Source organism: Streptomyces sp. NPDC043908 (genome assembly GCF_056435525.1).
This window is the reverse complement of sequence record NZ_JBWKEI010000001.1, coordinates 119,641-138,398: the sequence shown is the minus strand read 5'-3', so window position 1 is coordinate 138,398 and position 18,758 is coordinate 119,641. Positions and strand designations below refer to the sequence as shown.

Below are 18,758 nucleotides of genomic sequence, written 5' to 3'. Positions count from 1 at the left end.
TCCGGCGTGTCCGGCCGCTTCCGAACCGGGGACACGGGGGTGCACAAGCGTTTACCCTGGAGGGGGTGAACACGCGTGCACCCCTGTCCCGACCAGCCTCTGGAGCAGCATGACCGCGGCGCCCGCCGACCCCCCGCACCAACCCCGCACCCGCTTCGTGGTGCCCGTGCTCGCCTTCTGCGGCGTGGTCGTCGCCGTGATGCAGACGCTGGTCGTGCCCCTGCTGCCGCATGTCCCGGAGCTCACCGGCAGCACCCCGGGGGCGGCGGGCTGGCTCGTCACCGTCACCCTCCTCACCGGCGCGGTCTTCACCCCCGTCCTCGGCCGGGTCGGCGACATGTACGGCAAGCGGCGCGTCCTGCTCGCCTCGCTCGGCGTGCTCACCGCCGGCTCGGTGCTGTGCGCCGCCACCTCCGACATCGGCGTGCTCATCGCGGGCCGGGCCCTCCAGGGCGCCGCCCTCGCCGTCATCCCGCTCGGCATCAGCATCATCCGCGACGAGCTGCCGCCCGCCCGGGTGCTGCCCTCCATAGCCCTGATGAGCTCCACCCTCGGCATCGGCGCCGCCGTGGGCCTCCCCGTCGCGGCGCTGGTCGTGGAGAACTTCGACTGGCACACCATGTTCTGGGCGTCGGCCGCCCTGGGCCTGCTCGATCTGCTCCTGGTGCTCCGGATCGTCCCGGAGTCCCCCGTGCGCACTCCCGGCCGCTTCGACGTGCTCGGCACGCTCGGGCTCACCGCCGCCCTGGTCGGCCTGCTGCTCGCGATCACGCAGGGCTCCGACTGGGGCTGGACCTCGGCGCCCACCCTCGGCCTGCTGGCCGGTTCGCTGGTGATCGCCCTCGTCTGGGGCCGCTACGAGCTGCGGACCGAGTCCCCGATCGTCGACCTGCGGGTCTCCGCGCGGCCCACCGTCCTGCTCACCAACATCGCCGCGCTCTTCATCGGCTTCGCCTTCTACGCCAACTCGCTGGTGACCGCCCAGATGGTGCAGGAGCCCAAGGCGACCGGGTACGGACTGGGCGCCTCCATCGTCGTCAGCGGACTCTGCCTGCTGCCCGGCGGCCTGTCGATGGTCGCGCTGTCACCGGTGTCGGCCAGGATCTCCGCCACGTACGGCCCCCGGAGCGCGCTCGCCCTGGCCGCCTGTGTGATGGCGGTGGGCTACGTCGTCCGGTTCTTCACCAGCCACAGCCTCTGGCTGATCGTGGCCGGTGCCACCGTGGTCTCCGCCGGCACCGCCATCGCGTACTCGGCGCTCCCGGCCCTGGTGATGCAGGGCGTCCCGGTGAGCGAGACCGGCGCCGCCAACGGACTCAACACCCTGATGCGCTCGGTGGGTCAGGCGTGTTGCAGCGCCGTGGTCACCGCGGTCCTCGCCAACGTCACGTTCGTGGCGGCGGGCCGCACCGCGCCCACCCTCCACGCGTATCTGCTGATCTTCCTGATCGCGGCGGGCGCCGCGCTCCTGGCCGTGGTGGCGACGGCGTTCCTGCCCGCGCGGCGGCCCGACCGCGCCGGGGCGGCCGTCCCCGGTACGGTCGAGGGGACGACAGCGCCCGCGGCCCAGGAGGGCAGATGACCACCGCCGAGCACACCGCCACCGGCGCGGCCGAGCACGGCACGGGCCGCGACGCCATCCTGCGGGCCGCGCGCCGCGCCTTCGCGCTGCGGGCCTACGCCGAGGTGACCCTGCGCGGCATCGCGGCCGACGCCGGCGTCAGCCCCTCCCTGATCGTGAAGCGCTTCGGCAGCAAGGAGCAGCTGTTCCACACGGTCGCCGACTTCCAGCCGGTCGCCGACGAACTGTTCGCGGCGCCGCGCGCCGCGCTGGGACGGCACCTGGTGCTCACGGTGCTGCGCCTGCGCGAGGAGTTCCGGGGCGATCCGCTGCTGCGGGTCGTCTTCTCGCTCGGCCGGGACGACGAGCGCACCCTGCTGCGCGACCGGTTCCGCGAGCAGATCACCGCACGGCTGGCCGCGCTGCTCGCGGGGCGGGACGGGGAGCTGCGGGCCGAGTTGATCGCCGGGCAACTGCTGGGGCTCGGGGCGACCTTGAGCCTGCACCGCCCCGGCGCGGGGAACCTCGCCGCGGCGGAGCGCGTCGCGGACCTGTACGCGCCCGGTCTCCAGCGGCTGATAGACGGCGACTGAGCGCTTCGGGCTCGCGCACCCCCGTCTGCCGGGCAGGCGCGACAGGGCAGAGTGGGGTCCGCGCCCGGGCGCGTGCCCGGAGCCGGGGATCGAGGGAGAGGGCCGCTTGATGAACCAGCCATTCGGTTTCTACCAGAACGAGATCTACTTCGAGGGCCTCGGCGGTGTGGTGTCGCGGTTCCCGTTCACCTACGAGGAGTTGGAGTCCCGGGCCCGGGCGGCGCTCGGGCCGTCGCTGTGGTCGTACGTGGCGGGCGGCGCGGGCGACGAGCGCACCCAGCGGTCCAACGCCTCGGCCTTCGAGCGCTGGGGGCTGTTCCCCAGGATGTTCGTCGGGGCGGCGCAGCGGGATCTGTCGGTGGAGCTGTTCGGGATGACGCTGCCGTCGCCGCTGTTCATGGCGCCGATCGGCGTCGTCGGGCTGTGCGCCCAGGACGGGCACGGGGATCTGGCGACGGCCCGCGCGGCCGCCCGCACCGGCGTCCCGATGGTCGCCTCGACGCTGTCCGTCGATCCCCTGGAGGAGGTGGCCGCCGAGCTCGGCTCCACGCCCGGCTTCTTCCAGCTGTACACGCCCACCGACCGGGAGCTGGCCGAGAGCCTGGTGCGGCGGGCGGAGAAGGCGGGGTTCAAGGCCGTCGTCGTCACCCTGGACACCTGGGTCACGGGGTGGCGCCCCCGCGATCTGAGCACCGGCAACTTCCCCCAGCTGCGCGGCAACTGCCTGGCCAACTACACCAGCGACCCGGTCTTCCGGGCCGCCCTGGAGCGTACGCCGGAGGAGGACCCCAGGGCCGCCGCCGGGCGCTGGGCGCAGATCTTCGGCAACCCGCTCACCTGGGACGACCTGCCCTGGCTGCGGTCGCTCACCGAGCTGCCGCTGATCGTGAAGGGCATCTGCCATCCCGAGGACGCCCGGCGCGCCAGGGACGGCGGGGTGGACGGCATCTACTGCTCCAACCACGGCGGACGCCAGGCCAACGGCGGGCTGCCGGCGCTCGACGCGCTGCCCGGGGTGGTGGAGGCGGCCGGCGGCCTGCCCGTCCTGTTCGACTCGGGGGTGCGCACCGGGGCGGACGTGGTGAAGGCCGTCGCCCTGGGCGCCACGGCGGTGGGTGTCGGTCGCCCGTACGCGTACGGGCTGGCCCTGGGCGGTACGGACGGTGTCGTCCACGTCCTGCGCTCACTGCTCGCGGAGGCGGACCTGCTGATGGCGGTGGACGGCTATCCCGCCCTCGCCGACCTCACCCCCGAAGCCCTCCAGCGGGTTCTCTGAGGAGGCTCACCGGCCGGGTCCGGCCGCGCGAGCACCGGCCCGGGTGGTGGTCCGGGCCGGTGCTCGCGCGGCCGGTGGCCGCGTCAGCGTGCCGAGGCCGTCACGCCGACGGCTTCCAGCCGGGCCGGATCGGCCCGCAGGATGGCCTCCTGGGTGAGCCGCAGCGGCGGGCCCGGCTCGACGCCGAGCTCCTCGCGGATGACCTGGCGCGCGCTGCGGTAGACGCCGAGGGCGTCGCCCTGGCGGCCCACCCGGTACAGGGCCGCCATCAGCTGCCGGTAGAAGGGCTCGCGGAGCGGGTGCTGGACGACCAGTCCCTTGAGCTCCTCTATCACGGCGTGGTGGCGGCCGAGCGCCAGGGCGGATTCGATATTCAACTCGATGCAATTGAGCCGTTTCTCGTCCGCCACGGCGGCGAACGAGCTGATCTCGGAAGACCCCGACATGCCGTCCAGAACAGGCCCCCGCCACAGTGCGAGGGCATTTCTCAGACACTCGGACGCGGCCGGGTAGTCGGCCGCCAGGTAACGGGCCCGGCCGCTTTCATACAGCCTCTCGAAGGTCCGGACATCGAGTTGGTTCGGACCGGCTTCGAGAATGTAACCCGGGGAAACAGTGACGATGGGCGAGGCGCGTCCGGGCGCGGCGAGCAGCTTGCGCAGCTGTGACACATAGACCCGCAGGCTGGCCGCCGCACAGCGCGGCGGATGCTGTTCCCAGAGCTCCGCCATGAGTTTGTCGCCCGGTACGGTCTCCCCTGCCCGGATCGTCAGCAGAGCCAGCAGCTTGGCGATCTTCGGTGGCGCCGGCGTCAGATCGACGTCGCCGCGGGTCACCCGGAGCCGCCCCAGTACCTCGTAGCGCAGCGGATGACTGGGTCGTGCAGAGGACAGGGACACGTGACGCAACCCCCTTGAATGCATGCCGGGCATTCAACTAGTTCGGATCTCCCCGTTCATCCCGGGCTCTCGCGCCCACGATGCACGCGATTGCCGATAAACATCGTAGTCGAGCAGTCGTTACGTCACCATTAAAAGGGCGCTAACACCTGGAGCGCAGCACCCACGAGTCATTTCGGCCATCAATCAGCGGGAATTCGATTACTAATTCCGGGCGCCGTATACGGACGGCGGAGGCGGGCGGCCCGGGGGTCACCGGGGCCGCCCGCCTCGGGCGCGGGAGCGGATACGCTCAGACGGACGGCGCCGGTTCGGGCTCCGGGGCCCCGGCCTTGGGCGTCTCGGCGAGCCAGGAGAAGACCCGGTCGTGGAAGAGGGTCATGGAGCCGGAGTGGCAGTGCGCTCCCCCGCCCTCGTCCGCGCTGAAGACATGCAGGGTCTTGGGACTGTTGAGGCCGGTGTACACCTTCTTCGCGTGTTCCAGACCGGCGAAGAACATGTCCTCCTCGGCGTCGAGCACGAGGACCGGACAGCGCACCCGCCCGATCACGTCCGCGAGGCTGAACGCGGGCATCCGGCGCAGCAGTTGGGCCGGGCTGTGCGCGCCGAACGTCCACATCGCCTGCCGCAGCAGCCAGCGCGTGAAGGTCTGCTGGACGGCGATCCCGTACATCACCGGATTGGCGAAGTCGTCGCAGCCCTGCTCCACCCACTCCAGGACGAAGGGCGGCAGCCACACCACGTCACCGAGCTGCCAGACCGCGTCGTGGACCACGCACCCGGCGAGCCGGTGCTCGAACGCGGCGGCCCGGACGGCGAGCAGCCCCCCGAGGCTGGTCCCCATCAGGGTGACGCGCTCGGGGTCCACTCCCGGCTGGGCGAGCGCGAAGTCCACCACGGGTGTGACCACCTCCTCCCAGTCCGGCCGGAAGGTGAGGCCCTGTTCGCGCAGGACCGAGCCCTGGCCGGGCCCCTCGAAGCAGAGGCAGTGGTAGCCGCGCGCCTGGGCGGCGGCCGCGACGAAGAAGTAGCCCTCTTCGAGCGTGGAGTCGATGCCGCCGTGGTGGACGAGGGTCGGGCGGGGCCCCTGGGAGTCGTCGGCGCGGTAGAAGTACCCCGGCAGCGAACCGTCGCCGTACGGGATGCGCACGAACTCCGGTGGGCGCTCCATGAGGCGGGCGGCCTCGGCGAAGGTCTCCTTGGAGAGCCCCATCAGCCGCGCCGCCTCGGGGTCGTGCGCCGGGTCGTCGCGCAGGAAGAACTCGGCGGTGCGGTAGTAGGTGTGGGCGCGCAGCAGGGCGGCGCGGGCGTCGACGGCCCGGTCCCGGGCGAGGGCGGCGGTGGCGAGGTGGTGGACGCGTTCGGCCAGCGCGGTCCACTCGCGCCGCCAGGCGTCCGTGTCCCCGTCGGGGATGCGCGAGGCGACGGCGATGACCTCGCCGAGCTGGGCGCCGCCGAAGTCGGCGTAGCCGGCCGCCCGTAAGGCCTGGTAGTCGAAGGCGGGGTCGTCGAAGAGGAACTTCATGGGTGCGGCTCCTGGGTGGGGAGGCGGTTCGGGACCCGTCCGCGGGGACGGGCGGATGGCCGCGTGCGCGCGGCCGACCAGTGCGTAGCGATGCCCGGCCGGGTGGTGCGCCGGGCTACCGGGGTGTGGGGCGGTTCCTGGCGCCGTCGAGGAAGGTGTCGACGATGGCCTCGGCGAAGGCCGCCGACTCCACCGGACGCTGGCGCAGGATCAGCCGCGCGAGCATCGGTCCGGTGAGCAGTTCGATGGCCTGGTCGACGTCGAGTCCGGGACGCAGCTCCCCGCTGTCCAGACCGTCGCGCAGCACCTGCCGCATGGCGTCCCTCCGCGCGGCGACCGCGGTGTCCTCGTACCGCTCCACGAGCTGCGGGCGGTGGACCGCCTCCCCGAGGAGGCCGGCCAGGAGGCGGTGCAGATTGGTGTCCTGGCCGCGGTGGCGGATCTGGTCGACCAGGTCCACGAGCCGGTCCCGCAGGGGCAGTCCCTCGGAGGGGGTGACGGGCACGTCGAGGCTGCTCAGGGCCGCGAGCACCAGCTCTTCCTTGTTGCGCCAGCGGCGGTAGACCGTGGCGCGGGCGACTCCGGCCCGCTGCGCCACCAGGTCCATCGACAGCGCGCTGAAGCTGAGCCCCTCGCCCAGCAGGCCCAGGGTGCTCTCCAGGATGGCGCGGTCGGCGGCGGGGTCGCGCCGGCGCCCGCCGCGGGCGGGGCTCCGGGCGGGTGGCGCGGGGACGGGCCGGAGGCCGGCGGGCGCGGCGCCCTCGGCCTCCGGTGACACGGGTGGGGGCATGCTCAGACCTCCGTGGGGTGGTGGACTCTGGTGGTTTCCTCCGCTCCGGCGTGCCCGTCCGGGGTGCGGGCCGGCAGCAGGAGCAGGCTGATGAGGGCGCCGAGGAGGGTGACTCCGGCGGCGACCAGTGCGGTGAGGTGCATCGCCGAGACGAACGCGTCGACGGCGTGGTCCGCGAGGGCGGCGCCGCGCGGACCCAGCCCGTCGGCAACGGCGAGGCTGCTCTGCACGGACTCCCCGGCCCGGTCGCGCAGGTCGTCCGGTACGGCCGCGAGGTGGCCGGACATCCGTGAGCGGTACGCGGTGGAGAGCACCGAGCCGAGGACCGCGACGCCGAGCGCCCCGCCCACCTGGCGGAAGGTGGTGTTGACGGCGGAGCCGGTGCCGGCCCGCTGCCGGGGCAGGGCCGACATCACGGCCGCCGTGGCGGGCGGCATCACACAGGCGATGCCCACCCCGAGCACGAAGAAGACGGATTCGAGCAGCCACAGCGAGGTGTGCTCGTCGACGGTGGCGACGGTGACGAAGGCCAGGGTGGTCAGCAGCATCCCGGTGGTGCACACCGGCCGTACCCCGATCCGCTTGGCCGCCAGGGTCGCGGGCGGTGAGCACGCCAACTGGGCCACGGCCAGCGGCAGCAGGCAGTACCCGGCCTCCAGGGGCGTCCAGCCGCGCACGCTCTGGAGGTAGAAGACCAGGAAGAACGTGGCGCCGAGCAGCGCGAAGAAGACCAGGCCGATGACGGTCACGGCGGCCGAGAAGCGCGGGACGCGGAACAGCGCCACGTCCAGCGCGGGGCGCGCGGTCCGCCGCTCCCAGGCGACGAAGGCCGCCAGGACCACGAGCCCGCCGAGCATCGTCGCCCAGACCCGGGCCGCCGCCCAGTCGTCCTTCTCGCCGCCCTGGATCACCCCGTACACCAGCAGCGTCAGACCCGCCACGGACAGGGCGACGCCCACCGGGTCGTAGCCGCCGCGTCCGGGGTCGCGGGACTCCGGCACGACGACGAGCGCCGCGATGACGCCGATGACGACGATCGGGATGTTGATGAGGAAGACCGAGCCCCACCAGAAGTGCTCCAGGAGCGCGCCGCCGGTGATGGGGCCCACCGCGACCGCCAGTCCGGCCGCGCCGGCCCAGATGCCGACGGCCTTGGCGTGTTCGGCGGGCGGGAAGACGTTCATGATGATCGCCAGCGTGGCCGGCATCACCAGGGCGCCGCCGACGCCGAGTCCCGCGCGGGCGGCGACGAGTTCGCCCGCGCTGCCGGCGTAGGCGGACCACAGCGAGCAGCCGCCGAAGACGACGAGCCCGGCCACCAAGGTGCGTTTGCGGCCCCAGCGGTCGGCCAGGACGCCGGTGCTGAAGAGCAGGGCCGCGAAGACGAGCGTGTAGGAGTCCACCGACCACTGGAGCGCGCCGGAGGAGGCGCCCAGGCCCTGGGGTGCGGGCTCGGCGAGCGTCTTGAGCGCGACGTTCAGGATCGAGGTGTCGAGGACCACGAGCAGGAGGCTCACCACGAGGACGCCCAGGACCCACCAGCGGTGGGCGGCGGCCTGGTCCTGCTCGGCCGGACGGGATGCGAGCTGAGTGGTCACGGATGCCGCTCCTCGGAAGGAAGAGGGTGCTGCGTGAACTGCCGTCTGTCGCTGTGCGGTTACCGACGCTAGACCCGGCCACCAATCGAGTCAATGCCGTATCGAAACAGTGCTGACTCCTATCCGGACGGCTCCGGACGGACACACGAGAGCGCGGCACTGGGTGCCAACTCCCCCTCCTCGTACGTACGGACAGCCTCCGCACCCCCCTCTCCACGGCACGCTGCGGGAAGGCCCGAAGCTGCGACGTGCGGCGCAAGGCTGCCTTTACAGGTCCTTTTCACTTCCCGCCAACGATGGTTCGACAGATGGCACTTGGTGCCGCGAGAGCCCGGATCCAGCGCCACCGGAACCAGCGCCACCGGACCCAGCGACAGGGGAAGAGATGCACAGGACGTTGACCGAGGCCGTACGCGCCGGAGCGGAGCAGCACCCCGACCGGCCCGCGTTCGTGTACCTGCACGAGGACGGCCGGGCCATGCGGCCCGAGGAGCTCACCTACGGCGAACTGGACCGCCGCGCCCGGCTGATCGCCACCCGGCTGCGCCGGGAGTCGCCGGGCGACCCGAACCGGCCGGTGCTGCTGCTCTACCCGCCCACCCTGGAGTTCGTCACCGCCTTCCTCGGCTGCTTCTACGCCGGGCGCACGGCCATCCCGGCGCCGCTGCCGGACGAGCCGGGCGAGCGCATCGCCCGGGTCAGCGGCATCCTGCGGGACGCCTCGGTCGGCGCGGTCCTCACCGTCCCCGGGCAGCGCCAGGCGCTCGCCGCCTGGCTGGCCGCGTCGGGCGAGCGGGACGTGGTGTGCCTGGCGCCGGAGGACGACGGCGAGGACCCCGCGCTGTGGCTCCCGCCGCAGGTCCGCGACGACGACATCGCCTTCCTCCAGTACAGCTCGGGCTCCACCAGCCGCCCCAAGGGCGTCATGGTCACGCACGCCAACCTGGCCGCCAACCAGGAGGCCATCCACCGCGCGATGCTCACCGGGCCGGGGGTCGTCACCGGCAGCTGGCTGCCGCTCTACCACGACATGGGCCTCATCGGGATGACGCTGCACCCGCTGTGGATGGGCGGCACCAGCGTCCAGATGTCGCCCATCTCCTTCATCAAGCAGCCGCACCGCTGGCTGCGGATGATCCACGACTACCGCGTCGAGGGCACCGCCTCGCCCGACTTCGGCTACGAGCTGTGCGCCCGCCGCACCACCGACGAGCAGGCCGAGGGGCTCGACCTGTCCAGTCTGCGGGTGGCGCTCAACGGCGCCGAGCCGGTGCGCGCCGCCACCATCCGTACGTTCACCGCCCGCTTCGCGGCCCACGGGCTGCGCCCCGAGGCCCTGTTCCCCTGCTACGGCCTGGCCGAGAACACCCTGCTCGCCTCCGCCGGGGACACCACGGCCCACCACGTCGAACTGGTCGTCGACGCGCACCTGCTGGAGCAGCACGAACTGCGCCCCGCCCGCCCCGACCGCACCTCCAGGACCCTGGTCGGCTGCGGCGCGCCGGCCGGCAGCGAGGTGCTCATCGTGGACCCGATGACCCGCGAGGCCCTGGCCGACGGCCGGGTCGGGGAGATCTGGCTGCGCGGGCCCTCCGTCGCGCGCGGCTACTGGAACCGCCCCGAGGCCACCGAGGAGACCTTCCGCGCCGAGACCGCGGACGGCCGCCCGGGCTATCTGCGCACCGGCGACCTCGGCGCCCTGGTGGACGGGGAGCTCTTCGTCACCGGCCGCATCAAGGAGATGCTCATCCACCACGGCCGCAACCTCTACCCGCAGGACATCGAGCAGGCCGTGCAGGACTCGGGCCCGGCCCTGCGCCGAGGCGGCGGCGCGGTGTTCACCGTCGGGGACGAGGAGGACGACCGCAGCCACGTCGTGGTGGTGCAGGAGGTGCGGCCGAGCCGCCAGGGCGAGCACGACCTGCCCGCCCTCGCCGCGCAGGTCCAGGCGGTGCTCAGCCGCAGGTTCCAGCTCCCCGCCACCAGTGTGGTCCTGGTGCGCCCCGGCGCGGTCCGCAAGACCACCAGCGGCAAGACCCAGCGCACCCTGATGCGCCGTCTGTTCCTCGACGGCTCCCTGTCCGTACTCCACCAGCGCCTGGAACGGCCGGTGGCGGCCCTCGTCGCCCCGCCCGCCGAGAGCGCCGAGCAGTCCGCTCCGCTGGCCGCCCCCGGCCGCTGAGCCCGCCCGGCCCACCGAGCGCCCCCAAGGAAGAGGTTCCTCATGTCCATCGCGCCCGACACCCGCACCGCGATCCGCCCGCAGACCCCCGTCCTGGCCCCCGCCGACCTGGAGAAGTGGCTCATCGACCGGGTCGCCTTCCATCTGCACCGGCCCGCCCGGGAGATCGACCCGACGACCCCGCTCGCCGACTACGGCATCGACTCCGTGGCCGCCATCGGCATCTGCGGCGAGATAGAGGAGCGCCATCTGCTGGCGGTCCCGCCGACCCTCGCCTACGACTTCCCGACGGTCCGCGCCATCGCCGGGCACCTGGCCGCACTGCTCGCCGTGGGGGACGCCGGGGCCGCCTCATGAGCGCACCCGAACCGGTCGCGGTCGTCGGGCTCGACTGCCGCTTCCCCGGGGCCCGGGACGCCGGCGAGTTCTGGCAGCTCCTGATGGAGGGCCGGGACGGCACCCGGCGCGTCCCCGAGGAGCGCTGGGAGGCGGACCGCTACCGGCTCGACGAGCCGGCGGCCCCCGGCGCGGCCCGGCCCCCCGGCCGCTCCAACACCGTGCGCGGCGGGTTCATCGACGACCCCGACGCCTTCGACCCGGCCTTCTTCGGGATCGCGCCGCGCGAGGCGGCCGCCATGGACCCGCAGCAGCGGCTCCTGCTCCAGTGCTCCTGGCGCGCCGTCGAGGACGCGACGGTGGCCCCCGAGGACCTGGCCGGCACCGACACGGGCGTCTTCGTGGGGGTGATGGCCAACGAGTGGGCCCATCTGCAACTCGCCGACTACGACCGGATCACCGCCCGGCACGGCTCCGGCAACGGCTACTTCATGGGCGCCAACCGCGTCTCGTACCACCTGGACCTGCGGGGTCCCAGCCTCGCCGTCGACACGGCCTGCTCGTCCTCGCTGGTCGCCCTGCACCTCGCCGCCGCAGCGCTGCGGGCGGGCGACTGCGACTACGCGCTCGCCGGGGGCACCAACCTGATCATGACGCCGGTCCTCAACATCTTCTACACCCAGGCGGGCCTCTCCGCGCCGGACGGCCGCTGCAAGCCGTTCAGCGCCTCGGCCGACGGGATCGGGCGCGCCGAGGGCGTCGCCGTCCTGGTCCTGCGCCGGCTCGCCGACGCGCTGGCCGACCGCCAGCCCGTCTACGCCGTGCTGCGCGGCACCGGCGTCAACCAGGACGGCCGCAGCAACGGCATCACCGCGCCCAACCGGTGGGCGCAGCAGCAGCTCATCGAGCGGGTGTGGCGGGCCGCCGGGGTGGGGGCCGACGACATCGGCTTCATCGAGGCGCACGGCACCGGCACCCTGCTCGGCGACATGATGGAGGCGCAGGCGCTCGGGCACCTCACCGGCGGCCGCAGCGGCGGCGACGTCGCCCTCGGCTCCGTCAAGAGCAACTTCGGGCACGCCGAGGGTGCCGCCGGGATCGCCGGGGTCGTCAAGACGGTCCTGGCGCTGCACCACCGCACCGTGCCGCCCAGCCGGTTCGCCGACGACGAGAACCCCGCGCTGCAACTGCCCGAGCGGCGACTGAGGTTGCTCAGATCGCCGCTGCGGCTGCCGTCCGGCACCGTGCACGCCGCCGTCAGCAGCTTCGGCATGGGCGGCACCAACGCGCACGCCGTACTGGCCTCGCCGCCGCGCGCGGTGCACCGTTCCGGCGCGCGGGTGCCGGGCGTGTTCACCGTCTCGGCCCGCTCGGCACGTCAGCTGGGCCCCAATCTGCTGGCCCAGGCCGACGCGCTGGCCCGGCTGCCCGAGGACCGGCTCGCCCAGCTGTGCTGGACCAGCAACCGGGTCAAGTCCCGGCTGCCGCACCGGGCCGCCGTCGCCGCGGGCGACATGGCGACCCTGGTGGCGGGGCTGCGCGAGGCGGCCGCGCGCACCCGTGACGAGGACGGCGGGGTGCGGCGCACGGCGCCCGCGGTGGCGTTCGCGTTCACCGGCCAGGGCGCCCAGCACCCCGGGATGGCCGCCTCCTGGTACGCCTCCTCCCCGGTCTACGCCCGCCTGTTCGACGAGATCGACAAGCAGCTCTCCGTCCACGTCGGGCGCTCGGTGCGCGACGCGGTCCTGGAGGGCGATCCGGGGGTGCACCGCACGGGCCTGGCCCAGCCCGCGCTCTTCGCGGTCGAGTACGCGATGGCGGGCGCCCTGGCCGACGCCGGGATCCGGCCCGCCGCCGTCATCGGCCACAGCATCGGCGAGTTCGCCGCCGCCTGCGCGGCCGGGGTGCTCGACCCCGCCGACGCGGCCCGGCTGGTCGCCCGCCGCGGGGCCCTCATGGAGGCGCTGCCGGACGGCGGCGGCATGCTCTCCGTACCGCTGCCCGAGGCGGAGACGCGGGCGCTGCTCGGCGAACCCGCGCGGGTGTGCGTCGCCGCCGTCAACGGCCCGCGCACCACCGTGGTCGCCGGTGAGCTCGCCGAACTCGACCGGCTGCGCGCCGAGTTGGCCGACCGGGGCGTCACCGCCCGCCCCCTGACCGTCTCGCACGCCTTCCACTCCCCGCTGATGCGCCCGGCCGTCGAGCCGTTCCGGGCCGAGGGCGCGGACCTAGCGGTGCGCCCGCCCGCGGTGCCGGTCTTCTCCACCCTGTACGGACGGGTCATGGGCGACAAGGAGCGTATGGACGCCGCGTACTGGGCGCGCCAGCTCACCGCGCCGGTACGGTTCGCCGACGCCGCCGCCGAGCTGCTGGCCTGCGGCGTCACCCACGTCGTGGAGATCGGTCCGCGCGCCGTGCTCACCCCCCTGCTGGCCCGGCTCGGGCCCGCCGACGCGGACCCGGTGCACTGCCTGGCCGCCCACCCGGGCGAGCGCGCGCCCCGCCACCCGCTGCACCACCTGCTCGGCGAGCTGTGGAGCACGGGGGCCGACCCCACCTGGGACAGCCTCTACCCGGAGGCGGACCGCGTGCCGCGCCGACTGCCGCCGTACGTCTTCGACGACACCTTCCGCGCCTGGCGCTCCGCCACCGCCCCCGAACCGGCCGCGCCCCGCCTGGCCGCCCCGGAGGCGGCCTCGGAGCCGGTGGACCCCGCGTCGGCGCCGCCGGACGGTGACGCCCCCGGCCGGGTGTCCGAGGTGACCCGCCGCCTGGTGTGCCGGGTCGGCGGACACGACCCGTCGGTTGTACGGGACCGCTCCCGCCTCGCCGAGGACCTCGGCTTCGACTCGATCCAGGTCATGGAGCTCAAGACCCGCGTCGAGAACGAGCTGCCCGAGCTCGGCAGTCTGCCCGTCGAGGAGCTGCTCGCGAGTCTGGAGACCGTGGGCGACCTCAGCCGCTACCTCACCGAGCGCCTGCTCGTCCCGGCCGCGTCCGCGGCGGCGCCCGAGCCGTCCACCCCGGAAGGACCGCGCACATGAGCCCGTCACCCGCACCCGTCGCCCACCTGGTCTCGGTCGGCACCTGTCTGCCGGGCGAACCCGTGGACAACGCCACCCTGGCCAAACTCGTCGGCGTCGACGAGCAGTGGGCCGAGATGTTCATCGGCAACGTCAGCCGGCACTTCGCCGTCGACCTGGAGACCGGCCTGGTCCGCCACTCCCTGGCGGACATCGCCTCGACCGCCGCCGACCGGGCCCTGGCGGCGGCGGGCCTGGAGGCGGCCGACATCGACTGCGTCGTCATGGGCACCGCCACCCCGGACCAGCTGATGCCCGCCACCGTCAACCTGGTAGCGGACCGCCTCGGCATCGACAACGTCCCCACCTACCAGCTCCAGTCCGGCTGCGCCGGGGCCGTCCAGGCGCTCGACGTGGCCCGCACCCTGCTCCTGGCCGGGCGCTGCTCGACGGTCCTGGTGATCGGCGGCGACGTCTGCGCCAAGCACCTGGAGACCGACTTCGACGCCGGCTCGCGCACCCCCGCCGAGCTGGTCAACTACATCCTGTTCGGCGACGGGGCGGGCGCGGCCGTCCTCAGCGCCGAGTCCTTCGGGGAGCGCGTGGAGATCCGGCAGGTCCTCAACCGCCTGGTGGGCCTGGGCAAGGCGCCCGGGCAGGTCATCGACTGGTTCGGCCTGGGCGACCGGCACAGCGAACGCACCGCGGTCAGCGAGGACTACAAGGCGATCGAGGCGGCCGTGCCGGTCCTGGCGACCCAGATGTTCTGGGAGCTCATCGGGGACGTGGGCTGGACCGCGGACCAGGTGGACTACCTGCTCCCGCCCCAGCTGTCGGGCCGGATGAGCGACCGCATCTCCGACGCGATGCCCGCCCCGCTCGCCCGGCGCGTCAACGTGGTGCGCACGGTGGGCAACAACGGCAACGCCCTGCCCTTCCTCCAGCTCGCCGAACTGCTCGGCCAGTGGGAGGGCGGCGGACGGGCCGTCACCGTCGCCGTGGAGTCCAGCAAGTGGATCAAGTCCGGTATCGCCCTGGAGCGCGCATGACGACCATCGAACCGCTCAACGCCCCTGTCGGCACCGGCAGTTGGCTAGACCCGCAGGCGCTGCGGACCCTGCGCGGTCTGTACGCGGCCGGACGCCTGGAAGCCGAATACCCCTCGGTGCGGACCCTGCTCGCCCGGCTGCCCGGGGCGCAGCTGCCCGCCGCGGGGCAACTGCTCGCCCGGCTCGACCGCGAGGACGTCGCCCGCCACCACCCGGACGTGCCCGTGGTCACCGTCGCGGTGACCGGCCAGTCCACCGTCGCCCCGCTGGTGGCCCCGCTCACCGCAGAGCTGGCGCGCCACGGGCTGCTCCTGGACCCGGTGCTCTCGCCGTACGGCTCGTATATGGCGGACCTGCTCGGGCCCGGCACCCCGGGCAGTGCCCCGCCACGCCTCACGCTGTGCCTGCTGGACGCGCACACCGTCTTCGAGGAGGTGCCGCTGCCCTGGCGGGTCGAGGACGTCCGGGCCGCGGCCCGGTCCCGGCTCGCCCTGCTCGGCCGGGCCGTCCGCGCCCACCAGGACGCCGGGCGCGGCCCGCTCGTCCTCAACACCGTCCCGCTGCTGCACGGCCACGCCCGCCAGCTCGTCGACCTGCGCTCCCGGGCCCGGCTCGGCGTCGTGTGGCGGGAGTTCAACAGCGGGCTGCTCGCCCTCGCCGAGGAGCACCCCGGGCTGACCGTGGTCGACCTCGATCCGCTGGTCGGCCAGGGCACCCCCGCGTACGAGCCGCGCACGGGCCTGTACGCCAAGGCGCGCCTCGCCGAGGGCCTGCTGGCGGCCTACGCCCGCGATGTCGGCCACCTCGTCACCGGGCTGCTCGGCCGGACCCGCAAGTGCCTCGTCCTCGATCTGGACGGGACGCTGTGGGGCGGCGTGCTCGGTGAGGACGGCGTGGAGGGCGTGGAACTCGGCGGCGGTTTCCGGGGGGAGGCGTTCATCGAGTTCCAGCGGGTCCTCGCCCAGCTCGGCTCCCAGGGCGTGCTGCTCGCCGTCAGCAGCAAGAACGACGACGACCAGGTGCGCCGGGCGCTGCGCGAGCACCCCTCCATGCTGCTGCGCGAGGACGACTTCGTCCGCGTCAACGCCAACTGGTCGGCCAAGCACGACAATCTGCGCGACATCGCCGAGCGGCTCGGGATCGGTCTGGACAGCTTCGTCTTCGTCGACGACAGCACCTTCGAGTGCGGTCTGGTACGGGAGCAGCTGCCGCAGGTCGCGGTGGTCCGGGTCGACGAGGAGCCGGCCCTGCACCCGGCCGCGCTGCTCGCGGACGGCTGGTTCGACCTGCCCGTGCTCACCGACGAGGACCGCGAGCGGGCCGGCCGCTACCGCACGGAGGCGCGGCGCCAGGAGTTCCGCGAGGACGCCGGCTCCTACCAGGACTACCTCGACGGCCTCGGCATCGAGGTGACGGTCCGCCCGCCGGAGCCCGCGGAGCTGCCCCGGGTCTCCCAGCTCACCCTGCGCACCAACCAGTTCCACCTCGCCCCCGAGCGGCTGCAACTGCCGCAGGTGCGGGCGTGGGTGGAGGATCCGCGGCGCACGGTGCTGGTGGTCCACGCCCGCGACCGGTTCGGCGACCACGGCCTGGTCGGCGCGGTGTTCCTGCGCCGCGACGCCGAGGACCTGCACATCGACAACTACGTGCTGAGCTGCCGGGTGTTCTCGCGCGGCATCGAGAGCGGCTGCCTGGCGGCCGTCCTGGAGCACGCGGCCTCCTCCGGCGCCCGCGGCGCACGGGCCCGCCACCGGCCCACCTCGCGCAACGCCGCCTTCTCCTCCTTCTATCCCGACCACGGCTTCGTCCCCACGGGCGTGGCCCCCGACGACCCCACCACCGTGGTCTTCCGCCACGCCCTGCGCGACCTCACGCCCGCCCCCGCCCATCTGCGGCTGCACACCGCCTTCGAGGAGAGCTGACCATGACCGCCACCGCCATCGCCGACACCGCCGGGTTCTGCGCGCTCCTGGAGGACGAGCTCGGCATCCGCCTCACCCCCGAGGACCTCGACCGGCCACTGGACGAAGTGGCCGAGTGGGACTCGGTCCATCTGCTGCGCCTGGTCACCGTGGTGGAGAGCGTCACCGGCCGCCGCGTCCCGGTGGCCGGTCTCCTGGAGGCCGCGACCTTCCAGCAGATGTACGAGGTGGTGCGCGCGTGAACGCGCCCGCCGCGGTTCCCCGGTGCCTGGTCCGGGCGCCGCGCGAGGACGCGGCGCTGCGGCTGTTCTGCTTCCACCACGCGGGCGGCGGCGCCTCGTTCTACGGCCCCTGGCCGGCCCGGGTGGTGGACGGCGTGGACGTCCTGCCGGTACAGCTGCCCGGCCGCGAGTCCCGGCTGCGCGAACCGCGCTTCCAGGACGCGGGAGCCGCGGCCGGGGCCCTGGCCGGGGAACTCGCCCCGTGGCTGGACCGGCCGTACGCGGTCTACGGGCACAGCATGGGCGCGCTGATCGCCTTCGCGGTGGTGGCGGCCCGGATGCGGGCGGGGGGCCGGGCACCGCTCGCCCTGTTCGTCGGCGCGTACGCGGCCCCGCACCTGACCCCGCCGCTGCCGCCCGCCGAGCTGTACGGGGACGCGGACCTCGCCCGGCTGCTGGTGGACGTCGGCGGGCTGCACCCGCAGTTCCTGGGCCGCGCCGACTGGCTGCGCGCGCTGCTCCCGGTCGTCCGGGACGACCTGCGGATCTGCGCCAGCCACCGGAAGGCGGGGCTGCCGGACCCGGACGAGGAGGGGCGGCCGTTGCTGGACATCCGGGCCTTCGCGGGCGCGGACGACGCGCTCGTGGACGCCGGCGCGGTGTACGCCTGGGAGCGGTACGCGCGCGAGTTCCGGCTCACGACGGTGCCGGGCGGGCACTTCTTCCCGCGCGAGGCCCCCGAACCGTTCTTCGAGGAGCTCAACCGCTCCCTGGCCGGGCTGCTCGACGAAGCCCGGCGGGCCCCGGTCTGACGGGCCGCCGCCCGACGGGCCCCCGCCTGACGGGTCCCCGTGTGAGGGGTCCCCGTGTGAGGGGCGGCCGCCTCACCGCGGCCGCACCACGCGGGGCACCCCGGCCATGCGCCGCCGTGCCTCCTCGGCGTTCTTCTCGTACAGCGCGCGCTGCTCGGCCACGCCGGGCATGACCCACAGGGGGCGTGTGGTGCCGTCGGCGAACGCGAGCCCCTCGGTGTCGGGGCTCAGCCCGGTGAGGGTGAGCGCGAACGGCTCCTGGTAGTCGACGGCGCCGTCCGCGGTGAGCCGGAAGGGGCGGTCGTGGCCGGGGTAGATGACGTCGGCCTCCCGCACCACCCGGTCGATGCTGCGGGCCGCGAGGTCGGCGTCCCAGAAGACGAGGGGGTTGCGGCCGGTGGTGGCCACGTACGCGAAGTGCAGGGCGTCGCCGGTGATCGCGGCGACCCCGGCGTCGGTGTCGACCAGGACGCCGATGCTGCCGGGCGAGTGGCCGGGCAGGGCGATGACGCTCACGCCGGGCAGGATCTCCTCGCCGTCCGCCACCTCCCGGATCGGCAGTTGTTCGAGCAGGAGTCCGGTCCAGGCGGGGGTCGCCCAGTCGTTGGAGTGCGGCGCGTGGGCGTAGCGGCGCTCGTCGCCGTGGAGGAGGAGCTCGGCGCGGGGGAACAGGTCGATGTTCTGCACGTGGTCCCAGTGGGCGTGGGTGAGCACCACGGTGTCGATGTCCCGCGCCGTCAGGCCGCGGGCGGCGAGCGCCGCCCACAGGTGGGGGCGCCGCCCGACGTGGGCGGCGTCGACGAGGACGGTGCGGAGGCGGCCGGTGGCGTCGGCGCCCCGGACGAGGAAGACGCCGCAGAAGGCCGGGTAGCCCTGGTCGGTGTCGAGGGCGAAGCCGGGCAGGAGGATGTCGATCGTCGGCATGGGACTCCCTTGGGTGTGGCCGCCGGGAAGGCGCGGCGGCCGGTCCG

Annotated in this window: 15 protein-coding genes; 10 read left to right on the top strand and 5 right to left on the bottom strand. The window is 74.1% G+C overall.

Going from position 1 to position 18,758, the window contains the following annotated elements; all coding sequences use genetic code 11:
- The first annotated feature begins 109 nt into the window (after positions 1 to 109).
- The 3 genes from AC069K_RS00625 (at position 110) to AC069K_RS00615 (ending at position 3,430) form a co-directional block, all read left to right on the top strand.
- Positions 110 to 1,582, top strand: coding sequence for an MFS transporter (locus AC069K_RS00625; RefSeq protein WP_478610634.1), 1,473 nt, complete (start codon positions 110 to 112; stop codon positions 1,580 to 1,582).
- Entirely contained in the window at positions 1,579 to 2,154 is a 576-nt protein-coding gene (locus AC069K_RS00620; RefSeq protein ID WP_365106859.1) for a TetR/AcrR family transcriptional regulator, read from the top strand. Before AC069K_RS00625 ends, AC069K_RS00620 begins: the two co-directional genes overlap by 4 nt.
- 109 nt (positions 2,155 to 2,263) lie before the next feature.
- Positions 2,264 to 3,430, top strand: a complete 1,167-nt coding sequence (locus tag AC069K_RS00615; protein ID WP_478610631.1) for an alpha-hydroxy-acid oxidizing protein — start codon at positions 2,264 to 2,266, stop codon at positions 3,428 to 3,430.
- An 83-nt stretch (positions 3,431 to 3,513) separates the two neighbouring features.
- Here AC069K_RS00615 and AC069K_RS00610 read toward each other — a convergent pair whose 3' ends face one another.
- From AC069K_RS00610 to AC069K_RS00595, 4 genes are all read right to left on the bottom strand, one after another.
- Positions 3,514 to 4,329, bottom strand: a complete 816-nt coding sequence (locus AC069K_RS00610) for an AfsR/SARP family transcriptional regulator (RefSeq protein ID WP_478610630.1) — start codon at positions 4,327 to 4,329, stop codon at positions 3,514 to 3,516.
- 292 nt (positions 4,330 to 4,621) lie between these two features.
- Positions 4,622 to 5,854 (bottom strand): alpha/beta hydrolase family protein, encoded by a 1,233-nt coding sequence (locus AC069K_RS00605; RefSeq protein WP_365112422.1) that lies wholly within the window; start codon positions 5,852 to 5,854, stop codon positions 4,622 to 4,624.
- 115 nt (positions 5,855 to 5,969) lie between these two features.
- The gene (locus AC069K_RS00600; RefSeq protein ID WP_478610627.1) at positions 5,970 to 6,644 is read right to left on the bottom strand and encodes a TetR/AcrR family transcriptional regulator; all 675 of its coding nucleotides are present in this window, start codon (positions 6,642 to 6,644) and stop codon (positions 5,970 to 5,972) included.
- 2 nt (positions 6,645 to 6,646) lie between these two features.
- The gene (locus AC069K_RS00595) at positions 6,647 to 8,242 is read right to left on the bottom strand and encodes a DHA2 family efflux MFS transporter permease subunit (RefSeq protein WP_478610625.1); all 1,596 of its coding nucleotides are present in this window, start codon (positions 8,240 to 8,242) and stop codon (positions 6,647 to 6,649) included.
- Between the two features lie 385 nt (positions 8,243 to 8,627).
- Between AC069K_RS00595 and AC069K_RS00590 the strand changes: the two genes are divergently transcribed.
- The 7 genes from AC069K_RS00590 to AC069K_RS00560 are packed head-to-tail and all read left to right on the top strand — an operon-like array spanning position 8,628 to position 17,787.
- Positions 8,628 to 10,424, top strand: coding sequence for a fatty acyl-AMP ligase (locus AC069K_RS00590; protein WP_478610623.1), 1,797 nt, complete (start codon positions 8,628 to 8,630; stop codon positions 10,422 to 10,424).
- Positions 10,425 to 10,466: 42 nt separating this feature from the next.
- A complete protein-coding gene (locus AC069K_RS00585; RefSeq protein ID WP_358834437.1) occupies positions 10,467 to 10,781 on the top strand; it encodes an acyl carrier protein in 315 nt (104 codons plus the stop codon).
- On the top strand, positions 10,778 to 13,804 hold the full coding sequence (locus tag AC069K_RS00580; protein ID WP_478610621.1) for a type I polyketide synthase: 3,027 nt from the start codon (positions 10,778 to 10,780) through the stop codon (positions 13,802 to 13,804). The genes AC069K_RS00585 and AC069K_RS00580 overlap by 4 nt, the downstream gene beginning before the upstream one ends.
- A complete protein-coding gene (locus tag AC069K_RS00575; protein WP_358835019.1) occupies positions 13,801 to 14,832 on the top strand; it encodes a 3-oxoacyl-ACP synthase III family protein in 1,032 nt (343 codons plus the stop codon). Before AC069K_RS00580 ends, AC069K_RS00575 begins: the two co-directional genes overlap by 4 nt.
- Positions 14,829 to 16,754, top strand: coding sequence for an HAD-IIIC family phosphatase (locus AC069K_RS00570; protein ID WP_478610619.1), 1,926 nt, complete (start codon positions 14,829 to 14,831; stop codon positions 16,752 to 16,754). Before AC069K_RS00575 ends, AC069K_RS00570 begins: the two co-directional genes overlap by 4 nt.
- A 2-nt stretch (positions 16,755 to 16,756) precedes the next feature.
- Positions 16,757 to 16,996, top strand: coding sequence for an acyl carrier protein (locus AC069K_RS00565; protein WP_365112403.1), 240 nt, complete (start codon positions 16,757 to 16,759; stop codon positions 16,994 to 16,996).
- Complete coding sequence (locus AC069K_RS00560) at positions 16,993 to 17,787, top strand: thioesterase II family protein (protein ID WP_478610616.1); 795 nt, start codon at positions 16,993 to 16,995, stop codon at positions 17,785 to 17,787. Before AC069K_RS00565 ends, AC069K_RS00560 begins: the two co-directional genes overlap by 4 nt.
- Before the next feature lie 72 nt (positions 17,788 to 17,859).
- Here AC069K_RS00560 and AC069K_RS00555 read toward each other — a convergent pair whose 3' ends face one another.
- Complete coding sequence (locus AC069K_RS00555; RefSeq protein WP_365112397.1) at positions 17,860 to 18,711, bottom strand: MBL fold metallo-hydrolase; 852 nt, start codon at positions 18,709 to 18,711, stop codon at positions 17,860 to 17,862.
- Between the last annotated feature and the right edge of the window lie 47 nt (positions 18,712 to 18,758).

What these genes read in the sequence shown, in the direction of transcription:
- AC069K_RS00620 (WP_365106859.1), top strand. Translation starts at nt 1,579, where the DNA reads ATGACCACCGCCGAGCACACCGCCACCGGCGCGGCCGAGCACGGCACG.
- AC069K_RS00585 (WP_358834437.1), top strand. Translation starts at nt 10,467, where the DNA reads ATGTCCATCGCGCCCGACACCCGCACCGCGATCCGCCCGCAGACCCCC.
- AC069K_RS00580 (WP_478610621.1), top strand. Translation starts at nt 10,778, where the DNA reads ATGAGCGCACCCGAACCGGTCGCGGTCGTCGGGCTCGACTGCCGCTTC.
- AC069K_RS00570 (WP_478610619.1), top strand. Translation starts at nt 14,829, where the DNA reads ATGACGACCATCGAACCGCTCAACGCCCCTGTCGGCACCGGCAGTTGG.
- AC069K_RS00575 (WP_358835019.1), top strand. Translation starts at nt 13,801, where the DNA reads ATGAGCCCGTCACCCGCACCCGTCGCCCACCTGGTCTCGGTCGGCACC.
- AC069K_RS00555 (WP_365112397.1), bottom strand. Translation starts at nt 18,711, where the DNA reads ATGCCGACGATCGACATCCTCCTGCCCGGCTTCGCCCTCGACACCGAC.
- AC069K_RS00625 (WP_478610634.1), top strand. Translation starts at nt 110, where the DNA reads ATGACCGCGGCGCCCGCCGACCCCCCGCACCAACCCCGCACCCGCTTC.
- AC069K_RS00600 (WP_478610627.1), bottom strand. Translation starts at nt 6,644, where the DNA reads ATGCCCCCACCCGTGTCACCGGAGGCCGAGGGCGCCGCGCCCGCCGGC.
- AC069K_RS00590 (WP_478610623.1), top strand. Translation starts at nt 8,628, where the DNA reads ATGCACAGGACGTTGACCGAGGCCGTACGCGCCGGAGCGGAGCAGCAC.
- AC069K_RS00605 (WP_365112422.1), bottom strand. Translation starts at nt 5,854, where the DNA reads ATGAAGTTCCTCTTCGACGACCCCGCCTTCGACTACCAGGCCTTACGG.
- AC069K_RS00565 (WP_365112403.1), top strand. Translation starts at nt 16,757, where the DNA reads ATGACCGCCACCGCCATCGCCGACACCGCCGGGTTCTGCGCGCTCCTG.
- AC069K_RS00615 (WP_478610631.1), top strand. Translation starts at nt 2,264, where the DNA reads ATGAACCAGCCATTCGGTTTCTACCAGAACGAGATCTACTTCGAGGGC.